This window comes from Microbispora sp. KK1-11, assembly GCF_006874435.1.
In the GTDB taxonomy this organism is placed as follows: Bacteria; Actinomycetota; Actinomycetes; order Streptosporangiales; family Streptosporangiaceae; genus Microbispora; species Microbispora catharanthi.
In genome coordinates this window covers 123,514-143,828 of sequence record NZ_VIRJ01000017.1, presented here as the reverse complement: position 1 = coordinate 143,828, position 20,315 = coordinate 123,514, and the positions used below count along the sequence as shown (strand labels likewise).

20 protein-coding genes are annotated in these 20,315 nt (G+C 71.8%); 7 read left to right on the top strand and 13 right to left on the bottom strand.

Annotated elements, in window-relative coordinates; all coding sequences use genetic code 11:
* Nucleotides 1-49 precede the first annotated feature (49 nt).
* Entirely contained in the window at nt 50-844 is a 795-nt protein-coding gene (locus FLW16_RS24095; RefSeq protein WP_221891256.1) for an isocitrate lyase/phosphoenolpyruvate mutase family protein, read from the bottom strand.
* A gap of 114 nt (nt 845-958) precedes the next feature.
* Nucleotides 959-1,504 carry a carboxymuconolactone decarboxylase family protein gene (locus FLW16_RS24090; RefSeq protein WP_142562377.1) on the bottom strand — a complete coding sequence of 182 codons (546 nt, stop codon included), beginning with the start codon at nt 1,502-1,504 and terminating at the stop codon, nt 959-961.
* 134 nt (nt 1,505-1,638) lie between these two features.
* Here FLW16_RS24090 and FLW16_RS24085 point away from each other — a divergent pair, with 134 nt between their 5' ends.
* Nucleotides 1,639-2,292: a TetR/AcrR family transcriptional regulator gene (locus tag FLW16_RS24085; protein ID WP_142562376.1), complete on the top strand. Its 654-nt coding sequence runs from the start codon at nt 1,639-1,641 to the stop codon at nt 2,290-2,292.
* Nucleotides 2,293-2,715: 423 nt separating this feature from the next.
* Here FLW16_RS24085 and FLW16_RS24075 read toward each other — a convergent pair whose 3' ends face one another.
* From FLW16_RS24075 to FLW16_RS24060, 4 genes are read right to left on the bottom strand one after another with little or no spacing between them, the layout of a single operon-like run.
* Nucleotides 2,716-3,363: a response regulator transcription factor gene (locus FLW16_RS24075; protein ID WP_142562375.1), complete on the bottom strand. Its 648-nt coding sequence runs from the start codon at nt 3,361-3,363 to the stop codon at nt 2,716-2,718.
* Nucleotides 3,360-4,703 (bottom strand): sensor histidine kinase, encoded by a 1,344-nt coding sequence (locus FLW16_RS24070; RefSeq protein ID WP_260615517.1) that lies wholly within the window; start codon nt 4,701-4,703, stop codon nt 3,360-3,362. Before FLW16_RS24070 ends, FLW16_RS24075 begins: the two co-directional genes overlap by 4 nt.
* A gap of 43 nt (nt 4,704-4,746) precedes the next feature.
* Nucleotides 4,747-6,078, bottom strand: coding sequence for an alpha-amylase family protein (locus tag FLW16_RS24065; RefSeq protein WP_142562374.1), 1,332 nt, complete (start codon nt 6,076-6,078; stop codon nt 4,747-4,749).
* Nucleotides 6,079-6,106: 28 nt separating this feature from the next.
* A complete protein-coding gene (locus FLW16_RS24060; RefSeq protein WP_142562373.1) occupies nt 6,107-7,060 on the bottom strand; it encodes a hypothetical protein in 954 nt (317 codons plus the stop codon).
* 118 nt (nt 7,061-7,178) lie between these two features.
* On the opposite strand from FLW16_RS24060, the gene FLW16_RS24055 reads away from it, so the two are divergent.
* Entirely contained in the window at nt 7,179-8,063 is an 885-nt protein-coding gene (locus FLW16_RS24055) for a DUF2268 domain-containing protein (RefSeq protein WP_142562372.1), read from the top strand.
* A gap of 50 nt (nt 8,064-8,113) precedes the next feature.
* Nucleotides 8,114-8,881, top strand: coding sequence for a TSUP family transporter (locus tag FLW16_RS24050; protein WP_142562371.1), 768 nt, complete (start codon nt 8,114-8,116; stop codon nt 8,879-8,881).
* A 25-nt stretch (nt 8,882-8,906) separates the two neighbouring features.
* On the opposite strand, the gene FLW16_RS24045 is transcribed toward FLW16_RS24050, so the two are convergent.
* From FLW16_RS24045 to FLW16_RS24020, 6 genes are all read right to left on the bottom strand, one after another.
* A complete protein-coding gene (locus tag FLW16_RS24045) occupies nt 8,907-9,923 on the bottom strand; it encodes a zinc-binding dehydrogenase (RefSeq protein ID WP_221891255.1) in 1,017 nt (338 codons plus the stop codon).
* Nucleotides 9,924-10,100: 177 nt separating this feature from the next.
* Nucleotides 10,101-10,922 (bottom strand): class I SAM-dependent methyltransferase, encoded by an 822-nt coding sequence (locus FLW16_RS24040; RefSeq protein WP_142562369.1) that lies wholly within the window; start codon nt 10,920-10,922, stop codon nt 10,101-10,103.
* 16 nt (nt 10,923-10,938) lie between these two features.
* Nucleotides 10,939-11,541 carry a TetR/AcrR family transcriptional regulator gene (locus FLW16_RS24035; protein WP_142562368.1) on the bottom strand — a complete coding sequence of 201 codons (603 nt, stop codon included), beginning with the start codon at nt 11,539-11,541 and terminating at the stop codon, nt 10,939-10,941.
* A 161-nt stretch (nt 11,542-11,702) separates the two neighbouring features.
* Complete coding sequence (locus FLW16_RS24030) at nt 11,703-12,419, bottom strand: DUF3618 domain-containing protein (protein WP_142562367.1); 717 nt, start codon at nt 12,417-12,419, stop codon at nt 11,703-11,705.
* Complete coding sequence (locus tag FLW16_RS24025; protein WP_079319590.1) at nt 12,395-12,793, bottom strand: phage holin family protein; 399 nt, start codon at nt 12,791-12,793, stop codon at nt 12,395-12,397. The genes FLW16_RS24030 and FLW16_RS24025 overlap by 25 nt, the downstream gene beginning before the upstream one ends.
* Nucleotides 12,790-13,761: a hypothetical protein gene (locus FLW16_RS24020; RefSeq protein WP_142562366.1), complete on the bottom strand. Its 972-nt coding sequence runs from the start codon at nt 13,759-13,761 to the stop codon at nt 12,790-12,792. The genes FLW16_RS24025 and FLW16_RS24020 overlap by 4 nt, the downstream gene beginning before the upstream one ends.
* Before the next feature lie 638 nt (nt 13,762-14,399).
* Here FLW16_RS24020 and FLW16_RS24015 point away from each other — a divergent pair.
* From FLW16_RS24015 to FLW16_RS24000, 4 genes are all read left to right on the top strand, one after another.
* The gene (locus FLW16_RS24015; RefSeq protein WP_221891254.1) at nt 14,400-15,719 is read left to right on the top strand and encodes an extracellular solute-binding protein; all 1,320 of its coding nucleotides are present in this window, start codon (nt 14,400-14,402) and stop codon (nt 15,717-15,719) included.
* Nucleotides 15,720-16,072: 353 nt separating this feature from the next.
* Nucleotides 16,073-16,978 carry a carbohydrate ABC transporter permease gene (locus FLW16_RS24010; protein ID WP_260615513.1) on the top strand — a complete coding sequence of 302 codons (906 nt, stop codon included), beginning with the start codon at nt 16,073-16,075 and terminating at the stop codon, nt 16,976-16,978.
* The gene (locus tag FLW16_RS24005; protein WP_142562364.1) at nt 16,971-17,810 is read left to right on the top strand and encodes a carbohydrate ABC transporter permease; all 840 of its coding nucleotides are present in this window, start codon (nt 16,971-16,973) and stop codon (nt 17,808-17,810) included. The genes FLW16_RS24010 and FLW16_RS24005 overlap by 8 nt, the downstream gene beginning before the upstream one ends.
* 44 nt (nt 17,811-17,854) lie before the next feature.
* Complete coding sequence (locus tag FLW16_RS24000; protein ID WP_142562363.1) at nt 17,855-19,225, top strand: GH1 family beta-glucosidase; 1,371 nt, start codon at nt 17,855-17,857, stop codon at nt 19,223-19,225.
* A 28-nt stretch (nt 19,226-19,253) separates the two neighbouring features.
* Here FLW16_RS24000 and FLW16_RS23995 read toward each other — a convergent pair whose 3' ends face one another.
* Complete coding sequence (locus FLW16_RS23995) at nt 19,254-20,303, bottom strand: LacI family DNA-binding transcriptional regulator (protein WP_142562362.1); 1,050 nt, start codon at nt 20,301-20,303, stop codon at nt 19,254-19,256.
* Nucleotides 20,304-20,315: the final 12 nt, after the last annotated feature.

The window sequence follows — 20,315 nt, the reverse complement described above, 5'->3', positions numbered from 1 at the left end:
CGCCTTTTTTGTACGAGTGCGTTAGGAGTGGTGGTTGGCGTGGTTTGGGCTAGTTCGTGCCGCGGGCAAGTAGGTCGCCGATGCGCTCGAAGCCGATTCCTGTCGTCGCGGCGGTGAGGTCACCCGCGACGAGAGCCTTGGTGGCCTGTTCGAGTGCTTCCATCGCGTGGGTGTAGAGCGCTGGACCCACGCTGATGCGTTTGACCCCGGCCTTCTGGAGTTCTGCGACGGTCAGTACCTTGTCCGCCGGAGAGATGAGGACGTTGACCGGTGTCGGTGCGACGGCGGTCACGATCGCGACGAGTGCGTCGAGGTCGGGCGGGTAAGGGGCGTAGAGCACATCCGCGCCGACCTCGGCGAAGGCCGTGAGACGCCGGATGGTGTCGTCGAGATCGGGCCGTCCCTGGATGAAGTTGTCGGTGCGGCCGGTTACGACGATGCGTCCCTTGGCCGCGTTGACGGCGCTACGCATGCGGTTGACGGCATCGTCGAAGTCGCGGATCGGTTGATCGGGATTGCCCGTGGTGTCTTCGATCCCGATACCGGCCAGGCCGGACGCCACGGCGGCTTCCACGGTCGCGGCGACGTCTTCAGACGTCTCGCCGTAGCCGTCCTCGAAGTCTCCGTTGACGGGCAGCCCGGTGAGTCGGCCGAACAGCCGCGCATGCTCGAGGTGCTCTTCGCGGGTGACTTGGTGACGCCCGTCGGACCGGCCGAGCGTGGCAGCGAGCGCGGCTGACGATGTCGCGATCGCCTCGAAGCCGGCATCGGCCAGCATCAGCGCCGAGAGGCCGTCCCAGGCGTTCGGCATGACAAGGCCACCGTCGCGGGTGTGCAGTGCCATGAATTTCTCATAGAGCTCGGAGCCTGGCATGCCGAACCTTTCCCGAATGATCAGTGGAGGCAGTGACGGATCGAGCGGCTCGGTATGCCGCCTCGACGAGGACCCGAACGCTCATCACGGGGTACCGACCGAGCTGACGGCGGGGATGTCGATGTCGGTCCGGTTGACGTTGTTGATGAAGTTGGTCAGCAGGACCTGCACCGCCACCGTGACGATCGCCAGGATCTGCGGGTCGGTGTATCCCGCACCTCGCACGGCCGCCAGGTCGGCGTCGCTCACCTGACCGCGGCTCTCCACCAGCCGCTGAGCGAAACGGGCGACCGCAGCGCGCTTGGGATGGATCGAGCTCCCGGCGCGGGCCAAGTGGATGTCATCGCTCGACATGTCGCCGAGTTCGGACGACGCGTACGTGTGCACCGCCAGGCAGTAATCGCAACCGTTCGCCTGCGACACGGCCAGCGCGATGGTGTGCCGCGTCTTGGCGTCCAGAACCCGGCTCAAGGTGCCCTGCAGTGTCATGACGACGTCGAGGACGGTCGGGTTCGACGCGAGAGTCGCGAACATGTTCGGGACGAAGCCGAACTGTGCGCCGACATTGTCGAGGATGCCCTTCACCCCGTCGGGGACGTCGTCAGGAGAGGGGACGTTCAGTCGTGACATGGCGAATCAGCCTCCGGTGAGTGGTCGTCGTCAGCCTGGGATGCGCTCGAGATTTTTGGGCTTGTCAGCCCATTTCTTGAGTGAACACCGCCAGAGACTGGGCTGTCAAGCCCAATCCAGCTATCCTCTGAAGCATGAAGCCCACCGCAGGAGCACGGGAGCCCCACAAGCTCACCGACAAGGGACAGGCAACGCGGGCCCGCATCCTGGAGCACGCCGCGGAGCTCATCTACACCAAGGGGGTCCATGCGACGAACAACGAACAGCTCCGCCGCGCCGCCGGCGTCAGCGGATCGCAGCTCAACCACTACTTCCCGACCAAGGAGAGTCTCGTCCTGGCCGTGATCGCCTGGCAGGCCGAGCGCGTTCTCACGTTCCACCGCGGCGAGCGGTTCACCTGCTTCGACAACCTCGACGCCTTTCGGGAGTGGGCGGATTTCTACGTCCGCTACGAGCGCGCCTACCAGGAAGGCTGCAGCCTCGGCTCCCTGGCGAGCGAGATCATCAAGACGGACCTTGACGTTCACGACGAGCTCGCGAGTGCGTTCGACCAGTGGAGGGGCATCTTCCGCGATGGAATCGAGCGCATGCAGCGACTCGGCCGCATCAGAGCTGAGGCAGATCCCACACAGCTGGCCAATCTGCTCCTTGCCGCCTTCCAGGGCGGCATGCTCCTCGCCCAGGTCGCGCGGGACATCGCGCCGCTGAAAGACGCGTTGCAGGCAGCCATCGACTACGTGCAGACCTTCGCGACGTCTCTCGACGCCGGCGTACTCCAAGCTCGGTAGCCGCTTCCACGTGTATGGGTCAGCGGAGCTTGGCTCATGCGACGCTGCGGAGCGCTCCGCCGGCAAAACGATCGCGCCCCAACCCGAGTGCCAGACGTGCCCACCCCGCTGTGCGCAAGCCGGGCTCGGCCTGGATCGAGTTGCCCCACCCGCGGACCGCCGGTGCCGGGCCGGTCGGGCACGTCCGCGCCCAGCGGTGTGATGGCGCCCAGCCCGGTGACCGACACCCGCGCACTGATCTCGTCTCCCATGGACGAGGAGACCCCTTCCTCCGGGCGGCGACGCCCGTGAGGCCCTCCACATCCACCGCCGGGCCCGCAGGGACCGCGCCCGCGTCCTGGGCAGGCTCGTCGTGGTGCTGGACGACACCCACGCCCTGGACCTGCGCTGCTCGGCGGGGGGCTCAGCGGGGTTCAGCGGGGTTCAGCGGGGGGAGACGAAGCCCGACTCGTAGGCGGCGACCACCGCCTGCGTGCGGTCGCGGGCGGCCAGTTTGGTCAGGACGTTCCCCACGTGGGTCTTGACGGTCTCCGTGCCGACGACGAGCTCGGCGGCGATCTCCGCGTTCGACAGGCCGCGTGCCATCAGCCGCAGCACGTCCCCCTCACGCGCGGTCAGCCTGCCGATGCCGGGGACGGCGCGGGCGGCGCCGCGGGCCGCGACCAGCGACCGGATGGCGGCGGGGAACAGCAGCGACTCGCCCGCCGCCACCACCCGGATCGCCTGGACGAGCTCGTCCGCCCTCGCCCGCTTGAGCAGGAAGCCGCTCGCGCCGGCCCGCAGCGCCTCGTAGACGTAGTCGTCGTTCTCGAACGTCGTCACCACGACCACCTTGGGCGCGCTCTCCGCGGCCGTAAGGGCCCGCGTCGCCTGGATGCCGTCCACCGCGGGCATGCGCACGTCCATCAGGACGACGTCGGGCCGGAGCGAGCGGGCCAGCGACACCGCCGCCGCGCCGTCGGCCGCCTCGCCCACGACGCTCAGGCCGGGCTCGGACTCGATGATGATCCGCAGGCCGGTGCGGATCAGATCCTCGTCGTCGGCGAGCAGCACTCCGATGCTCGTGCTCATGTCCCCGTCCGCCTCTCATCGGAGTCCTCGCCCATGCCCTCGCCCGCGCTGCCGGCGCGTGCTTCCGGGAGCGGGGCGGCGTCCGCGCCAGGAAGCGGGACGCGGACCTCGACCCGCCACGTCTCGCCGTCGCCTCCCGCCTCCATCCGGCCGCCGAGCAGGGTCACCCGCTCCCGGATGCCGTCCAGCCCGTGCCCCACCCCGCCGCCGCCTCCGCCGCGCCGGCGTGGTCCGGCGGGGCCTCGCCGGTGATGCGCACGGACCTCGTTGCGCACGCACAGCTCCAGGACGCGGTCGCACACCTCGGCGTCCACCTCGATCGGGCCCGTGCCGTGCCGGATCGCGTTGGTCAACGCCTCCTGCGCGACGCGGTAGGCCTCCCGGGAGATCACGGGAGGCACGCCGGACAGGTCGCGAAGCCGCCGGACGACCGGCCTGTCTCCGGTGACGGCGGCGTCGAGCAACGCGGGGAGGTCGCCGAGGGACGGCTCGGGGGAGGCCCGCCCCGCGCCCTCCCGCAACACGCCGATGACGTGGTCGAGCTCGTCCAGCGCGCTCCGGGCGGAGGCCTCGATCGCCTCCAGCGCTGCCCGGGCGGCGGCGGGGTTCCGGTCGAGCACCCGGCCCGCGGCGGCGGCCTGCACGGTCACCACGCTGAGGGCGTGGCCCACCGAGTCGTGCAGTTCCCTGGCGAGCCGGTTGCGCATCGCCAGCCGATGGGCCGCCTGCCGTGCCAGGGCGAGCCGGTCGGCCGCGGACGGCCCGAGGAACGCGGGGGCCAGGCGGGCGAGCAGCGCCCCGGCGCCGACCGCGAGGAAGAGCAGGCAGACGAGGGCGGCCAGCCCCGCGGGCGGACCCCACATCGTGGCCCAGCCGGCGCGGATCCCGCGGTCCACCAGCGCGAGGTGATCGCCGGCCAGCGGGAGGACCGCCAGCCAGACCGCGAACGGCACCATGGCCAGGGTCACGCCGCTCACCAGGCCGCCGATCCCGAGGTGCAGGGTGAACCACGCCGCGGTCCTGCGGCGCTCTGACCATGTCCGGCGGACGGAGGACGGCGGGGTCTCGACGGCCGCGCCCAGCAACGTGCGGGCGGCGGCGACCTCGAAGGCCCGGACCGGCAGGAAAAGCCCCGACACGGCCACCGCCGGGAGCACCCCGATGAAGATCAGCGGCTGCACCGACAGCAGCGGATCGCCGACGTCGGGCGTCGGACGCCACAGCGCCGTCGCGACCTCTCCGGCCATCATGTAGGGCATGAGCAGCGCCCCGCCGACGATCAGGCAGGCCCACCTGCGGTAGGTGACCCTGTCGAGGAGCGGGGCGAGGACGCGGTTCACGGTCCGATGCTCCCGCACTCGCAGCGCATGCCGTGCCGTCCGGTCACGGTCTGTGGACGAGCACCCGCCACCCGTGCGCGGGCACGAGAGCGGGATCCTCGTCCGGGCCGCCCGCCCCGGCACAGCTCTCCGCACCGGCACAGCTCTCCGCGACGGTCAGACGGGAGACGTCCACGGGGAAGCGGTAGGCGTCGTCGCCGATGTTGAGCAGTGTGACGACTTCTCCCATCCCCGCTCGGCTGCGCAGCGCGAGGGCCCTGTTGGCGACGTGCGCGGCCTCCGTACGAGCCCGGACCAGCCAGGGGTGCCGGCGGCGCAGCCCGACCAGCCGCTGGTGGAGCCGGTAGACGGGCATGCCGTGCGGCGTCAGGTCGTCCGGACCGTCGGGGAAGGCGGGCCGGATCGCGTCGTCGCCCCCGGCGCGTTCCTCCTTGACCCCGACGAACGCCTGCTCGTCGCCGTAATAGAGGCTCGGCACCCCGCCGACCGTCATCAGGACGGCCAGCGCGTGCCCCAGGTGCCGCGGATCGGCGAGCCTGCTGGCCAGGCGCGTCACGTCGTGGTTGCCGACGAACGTCATCGGCGCGAACACCTCCAGCAGCCGGTTGTGCCGGTCGAGCGCCCAGGCGAGTTCGAAGAAGTTGCCGTCGTTGAGCGAGCTCCAGATGGCCTTCCACAGCTCGTACTGCGTCACCGAGTCGAGCCCGCCCTCGGTCACGTACGCCGCGTAGTCGCCGTGGATCACCTCGCCCACGAACCAGGCGTCCGGATGCTCCCGCCGCACCCGGGTGACGGCCTCCCGCCAGAAGGCGCGCGGCACCGCGTACGCCGCGTCGAGCCGCCAGCCGGACGCGCCGCGGCCGAGCCAGTGGCCCATCACCCGTACGACGTGGTCGAGGACGGCGGGCTCCGCGTGGTTCAGCGCGACCAGGTGGTCGTGGCCCTCGAACACGGCGAAGCCGCCGGCGCCGTCACCGGGGCGGAACCAGCGGGCGGCGGGGGAGTCCTGCCCTTCCGCGAGCGCCCGCGCGAAGACCGGAAACCCCCTGCCCACATGGTTGAACACCCCGTCGAGCAGCACCCGCAGCCCGCGCCGCCGCGCCTGCGCCACCAGATGGTCGAAGTCGTCGTCGTCCCCGAGCCGGGGATCGACGCGGAAATGGTCCACCGTGTCGTATCCGTGCGTCTCGGACGCGAAGATCGGGCCGAGCTGGAGACCCGAACAGCCGAGGTCGACGGCGTAGTCGAGCCAGCTCTCCAGACGCCGCAGCCGGTGCCGGACCGGCGCTTCCCCGGACGCCGCCGTCAGCGGGGCGCCGGTGAAACCCAGCGGGTAGACATGCCACCAGATCGCGTGGTCGCTCCAGGACGTCACATCCGCTCCTCATCGTTCGTCCCTCTGGTCACAGTGTCGTCGGCGCCGCCCCCTCCCGTGCCGGCGGCCCCTCGGCGCCGGTGTGCCGTACGAAGGCGGGACGCCCCCGACCGCAGGCGCGGCAGACGCCACGCGTGCGGTGGTGGTAGCCGACGGCGGCCGTCCCCATCGCCAGCCCCCAGGCGAGGAACCAGGGGTAGATGACGTCGAACACCCAGGGAGACAGGCCCTCCAGGGGAACCTTCGCGAGGCCGAGGGCGACCGCGACGCGCAGTCCCGTGCCGAGGACGCCGACCGGGACCAGCATCACGCTCCCCACGAAGGCGGCGGTCAGCGGCATCCACCGCGGCATGCGCAGCGGCGGCCGCCAGGTCCGGGCGAAACCGAGCCCGAGCGCCATGCCGATCAGCGCCAGCACCCCGGTGTCGCCCAGCCCCGGCGTCCACAGGTGCACGTCCCCGAACGCCCGGGGATCGGCGAGGCCGAACGTGCCCCCGAGGCCCCACTGCACCTTCAGCGCGCCGTATCCGGCCGCGAGCAGCACAGTCAGATATCCGGCGCGGACGCTCAGCCTCTGCCACGATCCCCGGGCCTGCCCCGTCCCCCGGCCCCCGCCGGCGGGAGACGTGTGGCCCGCGTCGCCGCGGCCTTCGGGCTGAGCCGCGTCGTGGCCCGCGGGCCGGCCGCAGCGTGCGCACGCGCCGCGCGAGCGGCGGCGACGCCGTACGGCGGTCACGAGGAGCGTCGTGCCGGCGGCGAGCGCGGCGGCGCGGCCGGCGGCCATCGGCCAGTCGAAGCCGAGGTCGACGACGCCGCTCTCCCCGGTGACCGCCGCGATCGCCGCCATGATCCCGCCCACGATGTCGAAGGCGATCCCGCTCGCCCCGACGCCGGCCAGCGCGAGACCGGCCACCGCCGCGGCGCCGGTGGCGAGCGCGCCGGTGCGCGCGGGCGGGGACTCCCGAAGGTGTGTCTTCTCCATGACCCCAGGCTCGCGGTCGCGTCCTCGCCGGGCCTCCCCACCGGGCGGGACGCGCCTCCCCCGCACGGGGGAAAAGTCGTTTGAGCCTCACGTAGCGTGAGCTTTTAGCGTCGGCGACATGGAGATCATCGTTCACGACACGGCCACCGCGATGGCCGATCTGCTGGCCGCCCCCCTGGCGGAACGGCCCGCGGCGCTCACCGGCATGCTCCGCCCGATGTGGGACGCCGTGCCCTGGATGCCCGTCGCCGACGTCGTCGGCATGCACCACAAGGGCTTCGGTTTCCGCGTGGACCGGGACGACGAGCGCTATCTGCCCGCGCTGCGGCGGATGCGCGACGCGGGGGTGTGGGAGCAGGTCGGCGGCGCGCTCACCGCCGCGTGGAGCCGCCAGCGCGAGGCCGTGCCCGGCGTCCGGCACCCCGAGACGCTGCAGGTCTACGTCGTCCTCGGCGACCCGGACGCGGAGCACCTGGTGCGGCGCAACCACGGCTACCTCGGCATGAGCGGCAAGGGGCTGGTCTACCTCCTCGTCTGGCCGACGGAGGAGAACGTCGGCCGCCTCGGGCACTGCGCCGTCCACGAGCTCAACCACAACGTCAGGTACTCGAACGTCGTCTGGGACCCCGCGATCGTCACCCTCGGCGAGCAGGTCGTCTCCGAAGGGCTCGCCGAGGCGTTCGTCCGCGAACTGCACGGACCGGAGGGGCTCGGGCCGTGGAGCGCTTCCCTGGACGGGCCCGCGCTCGACACCGCGTACGCCACGATCACCGGGGCCCTCGACCTGACCGGCATGCACAACTTCGCGGCGTACGTGCACGGGGACGCCACAGCGGAGCTGATGGGGCAGCCGCCCGTCGGCCTGCCCGACCACGCGGGCTACCCGGTCGGGCTGCGGATCGTCGACGCCCACCTCGCCGCCTCGGGCCTGACCGCCGCCGAGAGCACGACGTTGCCCGGAGAGGAGATCCTGGCCAACGCCGGGCTGCCCGCCGCCCGCTAGGCTCGCTCGTCGGGCTTAGGTCAAACGGGCGCAAAGGGGGACCGAGCCGCATGGGTGCCGGACAGGTAGTGCTCCTGCTCCTCGCCGCCGTGGCCGCCGGGTGGGTGGACGCCGTCGTCGGCGGGGGAGGGCTGCTGCAGCTTCCGGTGCTGCTCCTGGCCGGTCTCACGCCGGTCCAGGCGCTGGCGACGAACAAGTCGGCCGCGATCTTCGGGACGGGCTCGGCCGCCATCACGTACGCGAGGAAGACGAAGCTCGACCGGGCGGTGGCCGGGCCGGCCGCGGCGCTGGCGGTCGTGTGCGCCGGCCTGGGCGCCGCCTCGGCGGCCCTGCTCGACGCGGACGTGCTGAAGCCGCTGGTGATGGTCGTGCTGCTGGGCGTGGGGGCGTTCGTGACCCTGCGGCCGGGGTTCGGCCGCCTGCCCCATCCGCACCTGCGTACGCGTGCGCGGGTGGTGACGGGAGTCGCGGTGGCGGGCGTCGGCATCGCCTACTACGACGGCATCGTGGGGCCGGGCACCGGCACGTTCCTGCTCATCGCGTTCACCTCGATCCTCGGGATGGACTTCGTCCACGCCTCCGCCACGGCGAAGGTCGTCAACACCGGCACGAACCTCGGCGCGCTCGTCGTCTTCGCCGCGCAGGGTCACGTGGTGTGGGCGCTCGGCCTGGCCATGGCCGCCTGCAACATCACCGGAGCGCAGATCGGCGCGCGGATGGCGCTCAACCGGGGCGCGGGGTTCGTCCGCGTCGTCCTGCTGTGCGTGGTGGCCGCCCTGGTCACCAAGCTCGGGTACGACCAGTTCTTCAGTCGCTGAGATCGCGAAGGCCGGGGCCGGCGCCTCAGCCGTGAGGGTCCACCACGACCTTGAGCCCGCGCCGGGAGACGGCGGCCGCGAAGGCGTCCGCCGTGGCCGCGAGCGGGAAGCGCTCGGTGACCAGCGACGACACGTCCACCGACCCGTTCTCGACGAGGCGGATCGCCCGGGGATAGGTGAGGTTCATCCGCCGCACCAGCGCGAGCGTGAGGCCCTTGCGCCGGGCCAGCGACGCGGGGAACGACGTGCGGTCCTCGTCGGGAATGCCGGCCAGGACGACCCGGCCGCCGGGCCGGGCCGCGGTCATGGCGGCGCGCACCGCGTCGTCGTCGCCCGCCACCTCGAAGGCCACGCCTACGCCGAGGCCGTCGAGCCCGTCGATCCCGGTCCAGGCGGCGGGTCCCGCCTCCTCGGGGGACAGGGCGTGATCGGCGCCGAACCGCAGGGCGGCGGCGCGGCGATGCGGCAGGGGATCGACGGCGACCACCGTCGAGGCGCCGGCGAGCCGGGCGAGCTGGACCACCAGCAGCCCGATCGGCCCGCACCCGACGACGGCGACGGGAGCCCCGAGCCCCAGATGCCCAAGGTCCACGGCGTGGATCGCCACACCGAGCGGTTCGAGCATGGCCCCGTCGCTGTCGGAGAGCGCGTCGGGCAGCGGGTGCAGCAGGTCGTCGGGCCAGGCGAGATACTCGCGCAGGCCGCCGTCGAGCGTGCCGTGCCCGGCGAACCGGACGTCCGGGCACAGGTTGCCGTACCCCGTCGCGCACACCCCGCACTTGCCGCAGGGGATGGCGGGGTCGACCGCGACCCGCGTGCCGTGCCGTGGGCCGCCCTCGATCACTCCGGCGATCTCGTGCCCCACGACGAGCGGATCGTCCAGCACCGCGTCGCCGATGCCGCCTTCGGAGTACCAGTGCAGGTCGGAGCCGCACAGGCCGACGGCGGTGACGCGCACCAGGCTCTCGCCGGGCAAGGGGACGGGGCGAGGTTCCTCGGACAGCCGGATGTCGCCCACCTTGTGCAGCCGGGCGGCCCTCACGGCCTGGTCCCTCGCGCCATCGCCGCTCCCCCTCGATCCGTCCTCCACCTTGATCATAACCCGGCGCCCGATCGGGGGCTTCGGCGGCTGTCACCGGTGTCCAGCCGTGCCGGTGGGGGCCGCGCCGGGCAAGCGCGGCGGTGCCGTCTCAGGGACGTGCCCCCCCTCGACGCGGCGTCAGAAGCGATAACGCAGGATCCAGCCGGCGTTCCTCCACGCGGGGACCAGGCCGATCAGGGCCACCAACAGCCGGTAGTACAGCGGGGAGCGGCGGAGCAGGGAGGCGTCCCCTGGGCTGCCGACCTCCGCGAGGCGAAGCCGGCGATGGAATCCTTCGACGGCGCGCGGATCGTCGGGAAACCATTGTTCGGCGATCCCGAACTTCGTGAAAAGCGGCACGGGCCGTTTCTCACGCTGCTTCCTCACCACAGGGGAGGTGATGTTGAAGCAGACCTCGCCGCTGGGAAAATGCTCGACGATCTGGGTGAGGATCCGTCGTACGTCGTGTTCGGGGAGGAAGTTCAGCAGGCCGTCGGCGACCACGATCGCGGGTCTGTCCCGGGGCACCGAATCGAGCCAGCCGGGCTCGGTGACGGATGCGCCGACGGCGGTGTGACCGGGACGCGGGGAGTACAGCCGGCCGGCGATCTCGACGACGTCCGGGAAGTCCACATCGTACCAATGGTGGCCGTCTCCCGGGTCGATGCGCCGGACACGGCTGTCGAACCCGCAGCCGATGTCGAGGACGACCGCGCCGGGCGTACGGCCGAGAAACGCCCTGATCCAGTCGTCCATCATCCTCGAGCGCACCCCGACCGCGAAGCGTCCGAGGCCGAGCGGCTTGAACTGGTCGAAGTCGAAGTCCAGCAGGTCGATCGCCCGCTGGGCCCACTCGTCGCCGAGGATCGGGTGCCGGTCCCGGCTGTCGAGCCAGCGCAGGTAGAGCTCCAGGAGCGCGGTGACACGCACTCCCGTGAAGTCGACGGGGATCTTTCGCATTCGGTCCTCCCGGTGATCACACCGGTCGCTCGCCCCTGCGGTAACCGGTCTGGTGGAGCACGGCCAGCAGAAAGTCGCGGATCTCGTCCTCGCTGCTGGTGTCGGGCTGGGTGGTGAGGTGCGTGCCGACCGCACCGGTGAGAATCGTCTGGATGACACCGAGGTCGGCCGAGGGGGGAAACCTTCCGCGATCACGCGCGTGCTCCAGGCTGGCGCGGATCGCCTCCTCGCGCCGCCGGATGCTTGCGTTCCAGTACGCCTCGCGCAGGGCCGGGTAGTCGTGGAGCGACGTCATCAGCCGGCGGGTGAGCTGTCGTAGCCGGGGCCGGGCCAGGTGGTGGGCCCATGCGGCGAGCATCTGCTCGATGTCGACCGGCTCCGGCGGCGGAGGCGACGCGTCCTGGCCCGCGCCGATCGCGGCGACGAGCAGCCGGATCTTGTCAGGGAAGCGCCGGTAGACCGTCGCCCGGGTCACGCCGGCGCGGCGGGCGACCTGCTCGATCGTTACCGCGTCGATCCCGCGCTCGATCAGCAGGTCCACGGCTGCCGAGAGGATGGCCGCGTCGATGTCCGCGCTTCGCGGACGTCCCGGCGGCCGCTCTCGTTCCGCTTCCCTCATGCTATATAAAATACAGTACAGCTCTGTATTGTAAATGTCCCGCCGTCGACGGTCCGGAGCGGGTGGAGACGAGCCGGAGGGCCAGGGGGCCGGGAGGGGGCGGACACGCCGAGGGCCGGGCTCTGCCGGGCCCGGCCCTCGGAACGTTCCCACGCGGGACGCTATGACCGGGTTTGCCCGGTCATCTGCCGTGCCTGGTCGCGGGTCTGCTCGGTGACCTGGCGCGCCTGGTCGCGAGCCTCCTCGCCCGTGGTCCTGGTCGCCTCCGCGGCCGTCTCGCGCACCTGCTGGACCGCCTGCCTGGCGTCCTCGCCCACACGCTGCGCGGTCTCCTGGACGGCCTGCTTCACCGGCTCGACCATCTCACCGGCCCGGTCCTTGACCTGCACGGCCGCGCGTTCCTCCGCGGAGGTCTTCGGCAGCAGGCTCGCGGCCAGCAGCCCCGCCCCGAAGGCGATCAACCCCGTGGCGAGCGGGTTGCCCTGCGTGCTGCGCATCGCCTGCCGCGGCGCGTCGCGCACGGTCTGGGCGGCCTGCTGGGCGCCGTGCCGCACCATCTCGCCCGCCTCGGCCGCGGTGCCGCGGACCGTCTCGCCCGCCTGCGCCGCCGCGTCGCGGACCGTCTCGCCGGCGTGCGCCGCGGCGTCCCGCATCGTCCCCGCGGCCTCACCGGCCTGGTCGCGAACCGTGTGGGTGGCGTGTGCCAGCACTCCCATCACCTTCTCCCTCACCGATTGCGCCACCTGGCGCACCCTGTCCGTACGGCGCGCCACGATGCGCGCCGGGCTCGTCCGGTCGGCGAGCCGGTCCACGTCGGCGGCGAGTTCCGCCCGCGTGACCTCGATCTCGGCCCTTATCTCCTCTGGGCTCGCGCCCATCGCACGTCCTCCTTCAGGGTCTCGATGGTCTGCTCGGGCGTGGGGTTCACCTCGCGCATGCGCTCCTTGCCCCGCGCGAACAGCACCCCGCCGATCACCGCCCACACGGCCGCGACGATGAGCGCGGCCCAGGCCAGGTCCATGACGTTGCCGAGCCCGAACACGACGGCCAGCGTGACGAGGAGCGCCACCATGTATCCGGCGAAGCCGGCCCCGCCGAGCATTCCGGCGGCCTTGCCGGCCTTGGCGGCCTCCTGTCGGATCTCGGCCTTGGCGAGCTCCACCTCCTGGCGGAACAGCGTGGACAGGTCCTCGCCGATCTCCCCGACCAGCTTGCCCAGTGAGGGCTCGGCGGGTGGGCTAGGGTAGCTCATCGCGGGCCACCCCCGTTGCCCGGCGTCCCCGGATAGCCGTCCGCGCGGCCGTCGGGGTGGCCGTCCCGGATCTCCTCGGACGGGTAGCGCGCACCGGTCGCGTAACCGGTCCCGGTGCCGTTGCGCGTTCCGTCACCGGCTCGATATCCGTCGCCGGTGCCGTTGCCGTACGACGGCGGGGAGGTCACGCCGGTTTCCGGGCCGGCAGTGCCCGTGCTCCCGCTCACCGGCTCTCCGGCCAGGGTGTGCTGCGTGCCCGTGCCGTACGTCGTCGGCGGGCGGGTGCCGTACGGGGCGGACGAGGGCGATCCGGAACCGTATGCGGCGCCGCTCCCGTCGCCGGCGTATGCGGTGCCGTATCCGGTGCCGGAGTCGAACCGCCTCGCCGCACCGTCCGTGTGGGGGTCCTCGGCCGAGGCGACGGCCTTGACGGCACGTCCCACGAGGAAGCCCGCGACCAGGGCGCCGGTGAGGAACAGCCCCGGGCGGCGCCGGGCGAAGTCCTGCACGTCGCGCACCGCGCCGTGCAGACCCTCGGTCTCCAGGTAGTCGGCGGCGCGGTGACCCTGCTCCGCGACCTGCTGGACCACGCCCCGCATGGGGGAGTCGGGCTTGGCGTTGTCGCCGATGGCCTCCAGCTCGCCGGTCCACTGCCGGATCGCGCCGGCCGCGCGCCTGCTCTGGTGCCGCGCCTGCTCGTCGGTGTGCCTGCGCAGCTGGTGGAGAACCTGCCGGGTCTGCTCCCTGGCCTCGTCGGCCACCGTACGCGCCTGGTCCTTGGCGGTGACCGCCACCTCGCCGGCGGCCGTCCTGGCCTCGTGGGCCGTCTCCTGCGCCACCTGCCGGACCTGCTGCGCGGTGCCCTGCCGGCTGGTGCCCTGCTGCATGGGCGCCTGCTGCCTGCCGTCGCCCTGCGGCAGCTCGCTTCCCCCGGCGTATGTTCGCGTCTCGGCATGGAAGTCGCTCACTGAAGCCTCCTTGGGTCGAAATCGTCCCTGGAGCGGCGAGCTACCCCTGAAGTCCGAACGGACGCACAAATTGCCCAAAAAAGTCAAAAGGGCGTATTGGTGCGGTCAAGTGTCCTGCGCACAGGTTTGAACGGCCGGGGCCAGGGCGGTGCAGGCCCGGCTGAGGGAAGGCCGGGGACGTGCCCGGCATGCGGTGGGGAAACGGGGGCCTCTGTTCTGCGGAGATGGGGGAAGCGGACTGGAGAGCGCTTTCCCAGAGCCTGGACCCCGATGACCCCCCTGTCAAGGCCGGCCCGCAACGTCGCGGAAACCCGCAGTTCAACCAGGTGAAGTCGAGTCGGCGCGGTCGGCTGCGCGGGCGCGGGGGAGGGCCGCCACTTGACACTCTTCGCCTTCCGCGACACTCTCCTCCTTGGAGAGCGCTCTCCAAGCCGACAGCGGTGAGGAGAGCCGATGCTCGCGTGGCCGACGCCCGTCACCTGGGGCGACTCCCGCACCTGCGGGGGCCGTCCGCGCCGCGCTGTCGCAGGACCGCGCTGTCACAGCACCGCGCTGTCACAGGCACAAGGACCGTTCACCCCCCAGGCCGCCGCCCTCGCGGGCGGGCGGTCGCACCCGCAAGAGTGAGGACAACACCCGTGCGCAGACGCAAGCCATATCTCTTCGCCGTCGCCGGCGCCCTCGTGCTCGCCGCGACCGCCTGCGGTGCCGACGACACCTCGCCCTCGGCCGGCTCGGCGGGTGGGAGCGGGGCCCAGACGATCACCTACTGGGCGTCCAACCAGGGCACCAGCCTGGAGAACGACAAGGAGGTGCTCAAGCCCGAGCTGGACAGGTTCACCAAGGAGACCGGGATCAAGGTGAACCTGGAGGTCGTCCCCTGGGCCGACCTGCTCAACCGGATCCTCGCCGCGACCACGTCGGGCAAGGGCCCGGACGTCGTCAACATCGGCAACACCTGGTCGGCCTCGCTGCAGGCGACCGGGGCGTTCGTGCCGTGGGACGACGCGCTGCTCAAGACGCTCGGCGGCAAGGAGCGTTTTCTCGGCCCCAGCCTCGCCGCGACCGGCGCCCCCGGCCAGCCGCCCACCGCCGTGCCGATCTACGGCATGACGTACGGCCTCTTCTACAACAAGAAGATGTTCAAGGAGGCCGGCATCGACAAGCCGCCGGCCACCTGGGACGAGCTGATCGCCGACGGCAAGAAGCTGACCAAGGACGGCAAGTGGGGGCTCGCCGTGGAGGGCGCGAGCGTCAGCGAGAACGCCCACCACGCCTTCATCTTCGGCCAGCAGCACGGCGCGGACCTGTTCGACGCCTCCGGCAAGCCGCACTTCGACTCCGACCAGGAGGTCGCGGCCATCAAGCAGTACCTCGATCTGATGGCCGCCCACAAGATCGTCAACCCGAGCAACGCCGAGTACGCCAACGGCACCGAGGCGGTGCAGGACTTCGTCTCCGGCAAGGCCGGCATGCTGATGTGGCAGTCGATCGCCACGCAGCTCAAGCAGGCGGGCTGGACCGAGGACGACTACGGCCTGGCCCCGATCCCGCTGCCCGACCCGTCGCAGGGCGGCAAGCAGGTGAACGCGATGGTCGCCGGCATCAACCTCGCCGTCTTCAAGACGGCCGCGAACAAGGACGGGGCGCTGAAGTTCGCCCAGTTCATGACGTCCAAGCAGACCCAGCAGGCCCTCAACAAGGCGTACGGCTCGCTGCCGACCGTCACAGATGCCTACGACGACCCGGCGTTCGAGAGCGAGACGATCAAGACGTTCCAGCAGATCCTCTCCACCACGGCCGCGCCGCTGCCGCAGGTGGCGCAGGAGAGCCAGTTCGAGACGCTCGTGGGCAACGCGATGAACCAGCTGTTCGCCGACGCCGCGAGCGGCAAGCCGGTCACCGAGGAGGCCGTCAAGGCCAAGCTGACCGACGCCAATCAGCAGATGGGCGGCTGAGCGGCCCGGTTACCCGGCGCCGGGCGGAGGATCCGCCCGGCGCCCCGACGCAGACCCTCGACATCGAGAGGAAGTCCGTGACTCCTCCGTCCCCTGAAGAGGACGGCTTCTCGCTGCCCCCGGCCGAACTGGCCGGGGCAGGCGACGGCCAAGCCCTGACCGATGCCCCACCGGGGCGCACAAGGACGGCATCGGGCGAGCGATCCCCCCGCCGGACGGATCCTGCGGTCCCCACACCCGATTCGACCGTGGTGCCCGTCACGTCCCGGCCCGGCGCGGGACGAAGGCCCGCGTCTCCAGGCGGCCCTCCGGCCCCGGGCGGCCGGCGGCGGGGGCTCGCGGACCGGGTCCCGGTGCGGTTGCGCCGCGTCGCCCTGCCCTACCTGCTGATCCTTCCGGCCGTGCTGCTCGAACTGCTCGTCCACCTGGTGCCGATGCTGATCGGCATCGGGATGAGCTTCCTGAAGCTCACCCAGTTCTTCCTGCGCAACTGGTCGGCCGCGCCCTTCGCGGGGCTGGACAACTACAGCGTCGCCGTCGACTTCGACAGCGCGGTCGGCCGCTCGCTGCTGCACTCGTTCCTCGTCACCGTCGGGTTCACCGTGCTCACCGTCGGGCTGTCGTGGCTGTTCGGCATCTGCGGCGCGGTGCTCATGCAGGGCTCGTTCCGGGGCCGGGCCGTGCTGCGCGCGCTGTTCCTCGTGCCGTACGCCCTGCCGGTCTACGCCGGGGTGATCACCTGGAGCTTCCTGCTCCAGCGCGACTCGGGGCTCGTCAACCACGTGCTCGTGGACCAGTTGCACCTGTTCGGCGAGCGGCCGTTCTGGCTGATCGGGGCCAACAGCTTCTGGTCCCTCATCGTGGTCTGCGTGTGGCGGTCGTGGCCGTTCGCCTTCCTCGTGCTGATGGCCGGGCTGCAGAACATCCCCGACGACCTGTACGAGGCGGCCGCGATCGACGGCGCGGGCTGGGGACGGCGGCTGCGCGCGGTGACGCTGCCCATGCTGCGCCCCGTCAACCAGGTGCTCGTGCTGGTGCTGTTCCTGTGGACGTTCAACGACTTCAACACGCCGTACGTGCTGTTCGGCAAGTCGGCCCCGCACGAGGCGGACCTGATCTCGATCCACATCTACCAGAGCTCGTTCGTCACCTGGAACTTCGGCTCGGGCTCGGCCATGTCGGTGCTGCTCCTGCTGTTCCTGCTGCTGGTGACCGCCGTGTATCTGGTGGCGACGTCGCGGAGGAGGAGCGATGCGTGAACCCCGATGGCTGCCCTGGGCGCGGTGGGCCGGCCTCGGCCTGCTCGGCCTGTTCACCCTGACCCCGCTCTACGTGATGCTGACCTCGGCGATCAAGCCGCTGCAGGACGTGCAGGGGGACTTCCACTGGATCCCCACGACGATCACGCTGCGGCCGTTCGCCGACATGTGGCGGACGGTCCCGCTGGCGCGTTACTTCGCCAACAGCCTGATCGTGTCGTCGGTGGCCGCGCTGGTGTCGGTCCTCATCGCGATCTTCGCGGCGTACGCGATCAGCCGCTTCCGCTTCCCCGGCCGCCGGATCTTCTCGGTTACCGTGCTGTCGACGCAGATGTTCCCCGGCATCCTCTTCCTGCTCCCGCTGTTCATGATCTACGTGAACCTCGGGACCGCGCTCGGGGTCGAGCTGTACGCCAGCCGCACCGGGCTGATCATCACCTATCTGACCTTCTCGCTGCCGTTCTCGATCTGGATGCTGGCCGGATATTTCGACTCGATCCCGACAGCCCTGGACGAGGCCGCCCAGGTGGACGGCAGCGGCCCGATCGGCGCCCTGCTGCGGGTCGTCCTTCCCGCCGCCACCCCCGGTATCGTGGCCGTCGCGATCTACGCGTTCATGACGGCGTGGGGGGAGGTGCTGTTCGCCTCGGTCATGACCGACGAGTCGAGTCGCACGCTCGCCGTCGGCCTCCAGGGATACGCCACCGAGAACGACGTCTACTGGAACCAGATCATGGCGGCCTCACTGGTCGTCAGCGTCCCCGTGGTGGCCGGGTTCCTGCTGCTGCAGCGCTACCTCGTGCAAGGCCTCACCGCGGGCGCCGTGAAGTGAACGCTCACCGTCACCACCACCATCGAACCAAGGAGAACCAGCGAATGGAGCCGCAGCGCGGCCACGCCCCCGATGTAACCGCTTTCGACGATTTCGTGTGGGGCGTCGCCACCTCGGCCTACCAGATCGAGGGCGCGGCCCTCGAGGACGGCAGGCTGCCCTCGATCTGGGACACCTTCTGCGAGGTGCCCGGGGCGATCGACGGCGGCGACACCGGGGTGGTGGCCTGCGACCACTACCACCGGTGGCGCGAGGACGTCGGCCTGCTCGAACGCCTCGGCGTGGACGCCTACCGCTTCTCGGTGGCGTGGCCGCGCGTGGTGCCCGACGGCACAGGACCGGTCAACCCGCGCGGGCTCGCCTTCTACGACCGCCTCGTGGACGCCCTGCTCGACGCCGGCATCCGGCCGTTCGTGACCCTCTACCACTGGGACCTGCCGCAGGCGCTGCAGGACCGCGGCGGGTGGCCCGAGCGCGACACCGCCCAGCGCTTCGCCGACTACGCCGCCGTCGTGGCCGAACGGCTCGGCGACCGCGTCGCCGACTGGACGACGCTCAACGAGCCGCTGTGCTGCTCCTGGCACGGGCACCTGGAGGGCTCCATGGCGCCCGGGGTGAAGGACCTGGAGGCCGCCGTCCGCACGTCCTACCACCTCCACCTCGCCCACGGCCTGGGCACGCAGGCCGTGCGGGCCGCGGCGCGGCTGACGCCGTCGATCGGGATCGTCAACAACCTCAGCCCCTGCGACCCGGCGACCGACAGCGAGGAGGACCACGCCGCCGCGCGGCGCCTCGACGGGCACGTCAACCGGTGGTGGCTCGACCCGGTCACCGGCCGCGGCTACCCCGAGGACATGCTCGCGGTGTACGGCGTCGACCTGCCGATCCGGCCCGGAGACCTGGAGACGATCGCCGCGCCGCTCGACTACCTGGGCGTCAACTACTACTTCCGGCAGGTTGTGGCGGCCGACCCCGAGGGGCCCGTGCCGTACGCGCGGCAGGTCGAGGTGCCGGGGGCGACCACCACGGCCATGGGCTGGGAGGTCGACGCGGGCGGTCTGGAGCGCCTGCTGGTGCGCCTCGCCCGGGAGTACGCCGCGCCCCGTCTGTACGTCACCGAGAGCGGGTCCGCCTGGCCCGACACGGTCGGCGCGGACGGCACCGTCGACGACCCGGAGCGCCTGGCCTACCTGGAGGACCACATCGCGGCCTGCGGCCGGGCCATCGAACAGGGGGCGCCGGTGGCGGGCTACTTCGCGTGGTCGCTGCTGGACAACTTCGAGTGGGCCTACGGATACGACAAGCGGTTCGGCCTGGTGCACGTCGACTACGAGACCCAGGCGCGGACCGTCAAGTCGAGCGGCCGGCGCTACGCCGAGATCATCGGAGCGAGCAAGCGGCTGCGGGTGGCCTGAGAGCGGGGAACGGGGCGCAGGTGGTCCGTCAGGCCGACTCGCGGACCACCAGCGTCGGCTGCACGATGACCGAGGTGACCTGGAAGTCCGGGTCCGCGGCGTGCGCGAGCAGCAGGCGGGCCATCTCGGCCGCCATGTCCTCCATCGGCTGGCGCACGGTCGTCAGCGGCGGGCGGCAGGTGACCGCGGCGCTGTCGTCGAACCCGATCACCGCGACGTCCTCGGGCACCCGGCGCCCGAGGTCGCGCAGCGCGAGCAGCGCGCCCTGCGCCATGAGGTCGTTGGCGACGAAGACGCCGTCGATGTCCGGGTGCTCCTTCATGAGCCGGTGCATGCCGGCCTCTCCGCTCGCGGGCATGAAGTCGCCCTCCACGGCCGGCACGTACGGGTGGCCGTGCCCGGCCATGGCCTCCTGGAATCCCGACAACCGGTCCTGGGCGGCGGGCACGTCGAAGGGGCCGCTGATGGTGGCCACCCGCCGGCAGCCGCGCGCCACCAGGTGGTCGGCGGCCAGCGCCGCGCCGGCCCGGTGGGCGAGGTCGACGTAGCTGATCGGGATCGGCCGGGCGGGCCGCGCCCACAGCACGGCGGGCAGCCCGGCGTCCACCAGCAGCTTCGGCAGCGGGTCCTCGCCGTGCGTCGAGACCACCAGGGCGCCGTCGGCGCTGCCCTGCCGGAGGAAGGACACGACGTCATCGCGGGTCTGCGCCGAGTCCGCCAGCATCAGCACCGGGTGGATGCCCCGCGGCCGCAGATATCCCACCACGCCGCTCGCGACCCGGCCGAAGAACGGGTCGGCGAAGACGCGGGACTCGAACGGCTCGCCGCCCTTCGCGTCGCCCGCGCCCGACACGACCAGCGCGACCGCTCCCGTACGGCGGGTGACGAGGGAGCGGGCGGCCCGGTTCGGCACGTAGCCGGTCGTCGCGATGGCGCGGTGCACCGCCTCCTGGATGTCCGGCGCGACGTTGCGGATGCCGTTGATCACACGCGAGACGGTCGCCCGGGACACTCCCGCCACACGGGCCACGTCCTCCAGTGTGGGGGCTCCCGACGTATGCGGGAGATCGGTGCTCATGCAGCCATTTAT

Excerpts from the sequence above, each read along its gene's own strand:
- FLW16_RS24095 (WP_221891256.1), bottom strand. The coding sequence starts at position 844 with ATGGCACTGCACACCCGCGACGGTGGCCTTGTCATGCCGAACGCCTGG.
- FLW16_RS24090 (WP_142562377.1), bottom strand. The coding sequence starts at position 1,504 with ATGTCACGACTGAACGTCCCCTCTCCTGACGACGTCCCCGACGGGGTG.
- FLW16_RS24085 (WP_142562376.1), top strand. The coding sequence starts at position 1,639 with ATGAAGCCCACCGCAGGAGCACGGGAGCCCCACAAGCTCACCGACAAG.
- FLW16_RS24075 (WP_142562375.1), bottom strand. The coding sequence starts at position 3,363 with ATGAGCACGAGCATCGGAGTGCTGCTCGCCGACGACGAGGATCTGATC.
- FLW16_RS24060 (WP_142562373.1), bottom strand. The coding sequence starts at position 7,060 with ATGGAGAAGACACACCTTCGGGAGTCCCCGCCCGCGCGCACCGGCGCG.
- FLW16_RS24055 (WP_142562372.1), top strand. The coding sequence starts at position 7,179 with ATGGAGATCATCGTTCACGACACGGCCACCGCGATGGCCGATCTGCTG.
- FLW16_RS24050 (WP_142562371.1), top strand. The coding sequence starts at position 8,114 with ATGGGTGCCGGACAGGTAGTGCTCCTGCTCCTCGCCGCCGTGGCCGCC.
- FLW16_RS24040 (WP_142562369.1), bottom strand. The coding sequence starts at position 10,922 with ATGCGAAAGATCCCCGTCGACTTCACGGGAGTGCGTGTCACCGCGCTC.
- FLW16_RS24035 (WP_142562368.1), bottom strand. The coding sequence starts at position 11,541 with ATGAGGGAAGCGGAACGAGAGCGGCCGCCGGGACGTCCGCGAAGCGCG.
- FLW16_RS24030 (WP_142562367.1), bottom strand. The coding sequence starts at position 12,419 with ATGGGCGCGAGCCCAGAGGAGATAAGGGCCGAGATCGAGGTCACGCGG.
- FLW16_RS24025 (WP_079319590.1), bottom strand. The coding sequence starts at position 12,793 with ATGAGCTACCCTAGCCCACCCGCCGAGCCCTCACTGGGCAAGCTGGTC.
- FLW16_RS24005 (WP_142562364.1), top strand. The coding sequence starts at position 16,971 with ATGCGTGAACCCCGATGGCTGCCCTGGGCGCGGTGGGCCGGCCTCGGC.
- FLW16_RS24000 (WP_142562363.1), top strand. The coding sequence starts at position 17,855 with ATGGAGCCGCAGCGCGGCCACGCCCCCGATGTAACCGCTTTCGACGAT.
- FLW16_RS23995 (WP_142562362.1), bottom strand. The coding sequence starts at position 20,303 with ATGAGCACCGATCTCCCGCATACGTCGGGAGCCCCCACACTGGAGGAC.